This is a genomic window from Acinetobacter sp. YH12200 (assembly GCF_013418175.1).
In the GTDB taxonomy this organism is placed as follows: Bacteria; Pseudomonadota; Gammaproteobacteria; order Pseudomonadales; family Moraxellaceae; genus Acinetobacter; species Acinetobacter pseudolwoffii.
Window position 1 is genome coordinate 1 of sequence record NZ_VPCO01000045.1, and the last position, 7,279, is coordinate 7,279.

The 7,279-nt window shown below is 36.8% G+C and carries 7 protein-coding genes and 1 pseudogene; 4 read left to right on the forward strand and 4 right to left on the reverse strand.

The annotated features are described in order from the left end of the window. Both msr(E) (FTU90_RS15345) and FTU90_RS15350 read left to right on the forward strand, forming a co-directional pair. Positions 1–1,079 (forward strand): ABC-F type ribosomal protection protein Msr(E) (gene msr(E) / locus FTU90_RS15345; RefSeq protein ID WP_180073075.1); only part of this gene is annotated, 1,079 nt, incomplete at its 5' end. Between the two features lie 55 nt (positions 1,080–1,134). Beyond that, positions 1,135–2,019 carry an Mph(E) family macrolide 2'-phosphotransferase gene (locus FTU90_RS15350; protein ID WP_000155092.1) on the forward strand — a complete coding sequence of 295 codons (885 nt, stop codon included), beginning with the start codon at positions 1,135–1,137 and terminating at the stop codon, positions 2,017–2,019. Between the two features lie 429 nt (positions 2,020–2,448). Here FTU90_RS15350 and FTU90_RS15355 read toward each other — a convergent pair whose 3' ends face one another. Beyond that, positions 2,449–2,958 carry a hypothetical protein gene (locus tag FTU90_RS15355; protein WP_136144375.1) on the reverse strand — a complete coding sequence of 170 codons (510 nt, stop codon included), beginning with the start codon at positions 2,956–2,958 and terminating at the stop codon, positions 2,449–2,451. After that, complete coding sequence (gene mobQ, locus FTU90_RS15360; RefSeq protein ID WP_159516850.1) at positions 2,955–3,926, reverse strand: MobQ family relaxase; 972 nt, start codon at positions 3,924–3,926, stop codon at positions 2,955–2,957. The genes FTU90_RS15355 and mobQ overlap by 4 nt, the downstream gene beginning before the upstream one ends. A 209-nt stretch (positions 3,927–4,135) precedes the next feature. Between mobQ and FTU90_RS15365 the strand changes: the two genes are divergently transcribed. Next, on the forward strand, positions 4,136–4,420 hold the full coding sequence (locus FTU90_RS15365) for a hypothetical protein (RefSeq protein WP_004856445.1): 285 nt from the start codon (positions 4,136–4,138) through the stop codon (positions 4,418–4,420). Here FTU90_RS15365 and FTU90_RS15370 read toward each other — a convergent pair. Both FTU90_RS15370 and repM read right to left on the reverse strand, forming a co-directional pair. Next, a complete protein-coding gene (locus FTU90_RS15370) occupies positions 4,417–4,713 on the reverse strand; it encodes a hypothetical protein (protein WP_004856442.1) in 297 nt (98 codons plus the stop codon). The genes FTU90_RS15365 and FTU90_RS15370 overlap by 4 nt on opposite strands. Then, positions 4,710–5,633: a replication initiation protein RepM gene (repM, locus tag FTU90_RS15375; RefSeq protein WP_004856439.1), complete on the reverse strand. Its 924-nt coding sequence runs from the start codon at positions 5,631–5,633 to the stop codon at positions 4,710–4,712. Before repM ends, FTU90_RS15370 begins: the two co-directional genes overlap by 4 nt. 1,122 nt (positions 5,634–6,755) lie before the next feature. On the opposite strand from repM, the pseudogene msr(E) (FTU90_RS15380) reads away from it, so the two are divergent. Continuing rightward, a pseudogene (gene msr(E), locus FTU90_RS15380) lies at positions 6,756–7,279 on the forward strand (ABC-F type ribosomal protection protein Msr(E)); the annotation flags it as partial.

Genomic DNA, 7,279 nt, shown 5'->3' on the forward strand with positions numbered 1-7,279 from the left:
ATGGAATAGATCTACTTATTGGTCAACTTAAAGCATTTGATGGAGCATTACTTGTTATCAGTCATGACCGATATTTTCTTGATATGGTTGTAGACAAGATATGGGAGTTAAAAGACGGTAAAATTACGGAATATTGGGGTGGTTACTCGGATTACTTGCGTCAAAAAGAAGAAGAGCGACAACACCAAGCCGTAGAATATGAGCTGATGATGAAGGAACGGGAGCGATTAGAATCTGCTGTGCAAGAAAAACGCCAGCAAGCTAATCGATTAGACAATAAGAAAAAAGGAGAAAAATCCAAAAACTCTACCGAAAGTGCTGGACGACTTGGGCATGCAAAAATGACTGGCACCAAGCAAAGAAAACTGTATCAGGCAGCTAAGAGTATGGAAAAGCGTTTGGCTGCATTAGAAGATATTCAAGCACCAGAGCATTTGCGTTCTATTCGTTTTCGTCAAAGTTCAGCCCTAGAACTGCACAATAAGTTCCCGATTACGGCAGATGGTCTGAGCTTAAAATTTGGTAGCCGTACTATCTTTGATGACGCTAACTTTATAATACCGCTTGGCGCTAAAGTCGCTATAACTGGATCGAATGGAACAGGGAAAACGTCCTTGTTAAAAATGATATCAGAACGTGCTGATGGATTAACCATATCTCCAAAAGCTGAAATTGGCTACTTTACACAAACAGGATATAAATTTAACACGCATAAATCTGTGCTCTCCTTTATGCAGGAAGAGTGCGAGTACACAGTTGCGGAAATTCGTGCAGTATTGGCTTCAATGGGGATCGGAGCGAATGATATTCAAAAAAACTTATCCGACTTATCGGGAGGTGAAATCATCAAACTGCTTTTATCCAAAATGCTTTTAGGAAAATATAATATTTTGCTTATGGATGAACCAGGAAACTATCTTGACCTAAAAAGTATTGCCGCATTAGAAACAATGATGAAGTCCTATGCAGGAACTATTATCTTCGTATCTCATGACAAGCAATTGGTCGATAATATTGCTGACATTATCTACGAGATCAAAGACCACAAAATCATCAAGACTTTTGAGAGAGATTGTTAATGATAGCCAATCTAATCCGAACATTAATTATTGAACTCTTTAAAGGAAATTAAAAATGACAATTCAAGATATTCAATCACTTGCTGAAGCACACGGCTTGTTGCTTACGGACAAAATGAATTTCAATGAAATGGGCATTGATTTTAAGGTCGTTTTTGCTCTTGATACAAAGGGGCAACAATGGTTGCTGCGTATTCCTCGTCGTGATGGCATGAGGGAACAAATCAAGAAAGAAAAACGCATTTTAGAATTGGTAAAAAAACATCTTTCTGTAGAGGTTCCTGATTGGAGAATTTCATCTACAGAATTAGTGGCTTATCCCATACTTAAAGATAATCCTGTTTTAAATTTGGATGCTGAAACCTATGAAATAATTTGGAATATGGACAAAGATAGCCCGAAATACATAACATCTTTGGCAAAAACCTTATTTGAAATCCATAGTATTCCTGAAAAAGAAGTTCGGGAAAATGATTTGAAAATTATGAAACCTTCAGATTTAAGACCTGAAATAGCAAACAATTTGCAGTTAGTAAAATCTGAAATTGGTATAAGTGAGCAATTGGAAACCCGCTACAGAAAATGGTTGGATAATGATGTTCTATGGGCAGATTTCACCCAATTTATACATGGCGATTTATATGCTGGGCATGTACTAGCTTCAAAGGATGGAGCTGTTTCAGGCGTTATTGATTGGTCAACAGCCCATATAGATGACCCAGCGATTGATTTTGCTGGGCATGTAACTTTGTTTGGAGAAGAAAGCCTCAAAACTCTAATCATCGAGTATGAAAAACTAGGGGGTAAAGTTTGGAATAAACTATATGAACAGACTTTAGAAAGAGCAGCGGCCTCTCCTTTGATGTATGGTTTATTTGCCTTAGAAACTCAAAATGAAAGCCTTATCGTTGGAGCAAAAGCTCAGTTGGGAGTTATATAATTTAAAAATATGATTGCTGAGAACTGCCTTGTTTTGAAACTTGGTTGGCTTTAATTAGTTTTTAGTATTCTTTATAGAAAATGCCTCGATCAAGGGGCATTTCTAACAATCATTTAACATAAAATTTCATATACGAAATTCGGGTGTTAGAACCCATTCAAAGTGTACTCATCAGTACACTTTGAAATTTTGATATAAAAAATTTAACATAAAATCTCATATACGAAATTCGGGTGTTAGAACCCATTCAAAGTGTACTCATCAGTACACTTTGAAATTTTGATATAAAAAATTTAACATAAAATCTCTTATACGAAATTTCAGCTCGATGCTTTGAAACATGGCTTTAGCCATGTTTCAAAGTCGGGCAACTTTGCGCTTGCTGTAATCTGATCAGTAATGAGAAAAACCAAGCAAAGTACCGATCATCTAGTATTTTTTAGGGTCGATCTGACACCAGTCATAGGTTTTTTCTTTGACGTTATTTGGTTGGAATGAGTAACACGGCTTTTTCGTCATGATTCTGACGAGTGTTTCTCCATCATCAACTTTGATTTGAAGTGCATATTGTTCTAATGCTTTCTTATCTGCTCTGCGCTGTTGAATTTCATCAAGGCTTGGAACATACAAAAATATAGCCAAAAGCAATACGAGAACCAAAGCCACAAAAGTACTGGCAAAAAACAGGATAAATTTTGCATTTAGTTTAGCTGTAACTTGGTTTAAATGCTGAATACTGTTGTTCAATGCGCCTGTATGCTTCTTATTTGCGTTTTCTAGCGACTTTTCAGCCTTATTGAGCACTCCGCTAGCCACTTCGTTGTAAAACGTCTCTAATCGCTTGTTATCGTCTGCTATGGCTTCTCTGTATTCCTTCATAGATGCCAATAGAATATATAACTGATCGTCTAGGTCTAAATCATCATTTTGGTTACTCATCGTGACCATCCATCATTATCTAAATCTCGTGATGCCTTACGATTTGCTTGTTCGGCTCGTTGTTTATCTAATTCTTGCTGTCGCTTCATTTCCGCTTGGCGTTCCAGTTCTAGGCGTTTGCTTTCTTGGTTCTTCTGCCATTGCTCAAAACCTTGATCGACACGGTTTAAACCACGCTGTAAAACGCTCTCTTTCTGCTGTTTCTGTTGGTCAAGTTGTTGGGTATTCTGCTGTTTGACGTTGTCATTGAAACGGCTAATTTCAGTGTCTATGCCTTGTCTGCGTAATTGAGTGACTTTGGTGCCTTCATGGATGGTGGCTTGTAGTCCGTTGTTCTGATCGGCATAGCTGCGGTGATCTATTTTTTCTCGGTAGCCTGCACGTTCCAATGCTTTATTGGCTAACTCTGCCCATGTTTCTCTAATTTGCTTAATGTCTTCTTGGGTTGTCCCCATACCAAGGCTTTTTCGTTTGGCGTTGCTGAGTTCAATATCGGTTTTGGTGGTCAGAGTGAGTTTTTTGTCTGCGTCCAATTCGGCTTTTCGGGTTGTGAGCATGATATGGGCGTGATGGTTTTTATCATTACCGCCTTTACTCGGTTCATGGATGGCTAAATCTGCGATTACGTCATAGCGATCAACTAAGGACCTGGCAAAGTCTTTTGCCAAGTCCTTACGTTGATCAGCGTCTAATTCATCAGGCAGGGCAATCACCCATTCTCTAGCGGTTCGGGCATCTTTGCGGTTCTCGGTTTTTTCTGCCAAGTTCCAAAGTTCGCCACGGTCAATTTCAATATCTAAATTAGAGATAATTTCAGAATGGGCGACACCGTCTTTTCTCGTAAAGTCATGGGTCAGCCCTGTGCGTTCATCTTCTAGTTTTTCACCTGCACGATAAGCACTTGATGCAACCGCAGTTCGTCCTGAACTTCGGTTAACTGTTTTAGTTGAACAATGATAGATTGCCATGCAGTCGCCTTGAGATGCTTTTGCTTTTAAAAAATTGCGTAGCAGTTTTTTGGGGTTAAGGGGATACCCCTTACGCAAACTTTGACTTGGATGAAATCCAAGTCGTAAGTGCGCATTTCATGAAAAACACGATAGCATATAGCCCGCTTGAATTTCAATTCATAGGGTTTTATGCTTGAGTGGTTTTCTATATCCCGAAATTAACCGTTATGACAAAATCTGCTGAAAATATCGAAAAGAAAATTGAAGCCCAATTAGAAAAGTTGAAACAGTTAAAAGCTCAAAAACAGGCTATTGATGCAAGAGAAAAAACCAAGCAAAAGGAACAAGAAAGAAAGGACGATACAAGACGTAAAATTTTGCTCGGTTCTTACTTAATTAAAAAGATGCAATCTAATGAAGCCAATAAAGAAAAAATACTCGCTGAACTCAACGAATATTTAACAGAAAATAGAGATAGACAGCTTTTTGATTTGCCCGATATTGAAGCCTAATTTTTCTTAGCTGTTTGGTTGTTCTGTTCGGCTTGATACTCGGGAATGAGCGTATTTAAAACCTTTTGAATATTGTCTTTGTCCTCTATCTGCAAATTATCTCGATAGTAAATTAAGTCCTGTATTTTGCTTTCCATCTGCATTTTTTTGGTGGGTTCTGCATTTTTGGATATTCGAGATAATAGGAAGATATAACCGCATATATTTTCCCTCGCAATTTCATAATTTACGATGTCGAGGTATTCAACGGTCACATGTTTTAGATCAGTTGATAGGTTGTTTAATTTAATCATGGCTGAAATCCTGATTTTTCTAATATTGGATAAAGCTCTCTGAATTTTTCAGGCTCTAAAAGCATATCTGCTATACGGATAGCAAATTGTTGGTAGCTTTCTGTACCTTGTGAATATTTCCCCATTTCAGGCATTTCTGACATTTTATTGGCAAATAAATGGCGTTGTGCATCGGTCATTTTGACAAAAAAGTCAGGTGTGTTTGGGTCACGCTTAGAATCTAATTTTTTCGGCTGTGATTTTTGCTTAAACTTAAATGAAAAACCAATAATTGAACGACCACGTTTGTGTTGTTCATACTCTGCTTTTATATCTGTGTACTCATTAATTTGATCAATGGCAAGGTGTAAAACTTTTTCTTTAAATTGCCCCATTCTCTTGTATTCGTTGGGTTCTATGCCTAATTTTAATCTTAGCTCTTCTAGCTCTACCATAGTCACTTTGCCTGTACTACGCCATGCGATAAGCAACTCATACAAGCGTATAGCGTAAACACTAGTTAAACTGCTGACTTGCTCTAGTTCATAACTGGTGAAGTGTTTTTCTAAATTTGTAATCAACGGTACAACATCATCAGAAAACTTAATACGAACAAGAGCTTCATTTTCTACATAAGATATTCGTTGTACCCATCGACTTATTACATTCTCAATGTTGCCCTTTTGAGTCAGCTTTTGATAGCTAAATCTACGATCAAATAGGCTTTTGCAAGCATCTTTAAGAACTTTATAGGCTGTATTTCTATGAACATTGAAATGGTTGATATAGCTTTCAGCATGAATCGTCAAATCTTTATCATTGGGTGTATTTGATTGCCTAGCTTCAAGTATGGCTAACAGTATTAAACGTTGTTCTGATAGGTCTAAATTATAACTGGCATTTATTAGTGCATTATCTTTAACGACTAGTTCCTTTTTCATAAGCACACATGTTTTTTAAATATATAAGTACACTCTATTTTATTGAGTGTCACTTTGCAAGATAAAGGTGTACTTATTGCAAGATAAAGGTGTACTTATTGCAAGATAAAGGTGTACTTATTGCAAGATAAAGGTGTACTTATTGCTATTTTTATTCTTATATATCAATTAATTGTAGAGGCTAAAAATTAAAAAATTAAAAAATATTAAAAAGAGGGGAGTGCTTAAAACTGCCCTATGTACTCGCTAAAGCTCGTACTCTATTGAAGCTCGTTCCTCGCTTCATGGGGCAGTTTTTGGTTAATCCTGTTTATGAAATCTAAAAGCAAAAGCATTGGTAATGTATTCGCTTCGCTCATACTTTTTGAAAAGCAAAAGCTCCAAAGTTCGCACCCATTCGGGATGCTCTGTAACTACCGTTTAAAATCGAAAGGGAGCTTGTAATCAGAGAAAAAGCGAGGTCGAAATTTTGATGATGCTCAATCGCTCGTAGACACTCGCTCGGTTCTTATTATCTAGGTTTTAATTATTTACTGGAGCTAATCAAAGTTGTGAAACATTGATGAAATATTAGTCGTGGAACGTGAAGAATCATAAAAAAAGCCCGAGCATGACGTTTCGGGCTATTAAGTATTGACTATAACATTGAAAGATAATGAAAATATCTAAGCATTTCGGATAAGGTGTATTATGTTAATTTTAGAAAATCTTCACTACTATTATTTTAAAATAAGCCTTATATCCAAGCATAAAACAAGGTTGTCTAGACTTCTTTTAACAGTAAAGTTATCATAAAACTGAATTTTATTTTTTAGGTAAGTTTATGCATTCTATCCGCATTCGTTAAGACACAACTATTTGCATAGTGACACTATTTTATAATGGTGGGCTTTTGTTGTGTCTTTAAGAATATATGCGGATATATAAAGTAAAAGTATGCTTAATTTATAAGTATGCTTTTAGTGCATAGTTTCCAGTTATAACTTAATTGACTAGCTATTTGTCCACCCTGTGGATGAATAGCTTTTTTTTTGGGAGGACACTGTGATGCTAGCTTTTGTTTTCACCTAAATCCTGTTTGCTGCATAAAAAATTTCAAGAGCTAAACAGGAGTAAATAAAAATGAGTTTAATTATTAAAGCGAGAAACATACGCTTGGATTATGCTGGGCGTGATGTTTTGGATATTGATGAATTGGAAATTCACTCTTATGACCGTATTGGTCTTGTGGGTGATAACGGAGCAGGAAAGAGTAGTTTACTCAAAGTACTTAATGGCGAAATTGTTTTAGCCGAAGCGACATTACAGCGTTTTGGTGATTTTGCACATATCAGCCAACTGGGCGGAATCGAAATAGAAACGGTCGAAGACCGGGCAATGTTATCTCGCCTTGGTGTTTCCAATGTACAAAACGACACAATGAGTGGCGGAGAGGAAACTCGTGCAAAAATTGCTGCCGCATTTTCCCAACAAGTACATGGCATTCTAGCGGATGAACCAACCAGCCACCTTGATCTCAATGGAATAGATCTACTTATTGGTCAACTTAAAGCATTTGATGGAGCATTACTTGTTATCAGTCATGACCGATATTTTCTTGATATGGTTGTAGACAAGATATGGGAGTTAAAAGACGGTAAAATTAC

Bases quoted from the DNA above. Each gene is read 5' to 3' on its own strand.
- FTU90_RS15365 (WP_004856445.1), top strand. From the start codon at position 4,136: ATGACAAAATCTGCTGAAAATATCGAAAAGAAAATTGAAGCCCAATTA.
- mobQ (WP_159516850.1), bottom strand. From the start codon at position 3,926: ATGGCAATCTATCATTGTTCAACTAAAACAGTTAACCGAAGTTCAGGA.
- FTU90_RS15350 (WP_000155092.1), top strand. From the start codon at position 1,135: ATGACAATTCAAGATATTCAATCACTTGCTGAAGCACACGGCTTGTTG.
- repM (WP_004856439.1), bottom strand. From the start codon at position 5,633: ATGAAAAAGGAACTAGTCGTTAAAGATAATGCACTAATAAATGCCAGT.
- FTU90_RS15370 (WP_004856442.1), bottom strand. From the start codon at position 4,713: ATGATTAAATTAAACAACCTATCAACTGATCTAAAACATGTGACCGTT.
- FTU90_RS15355 (WP_136144375.1), bottom strand. From the start codon at position 2,958: ATGAGTAACCAAAATGATGATTTAGACCTAGACGATCAGTTATATATT.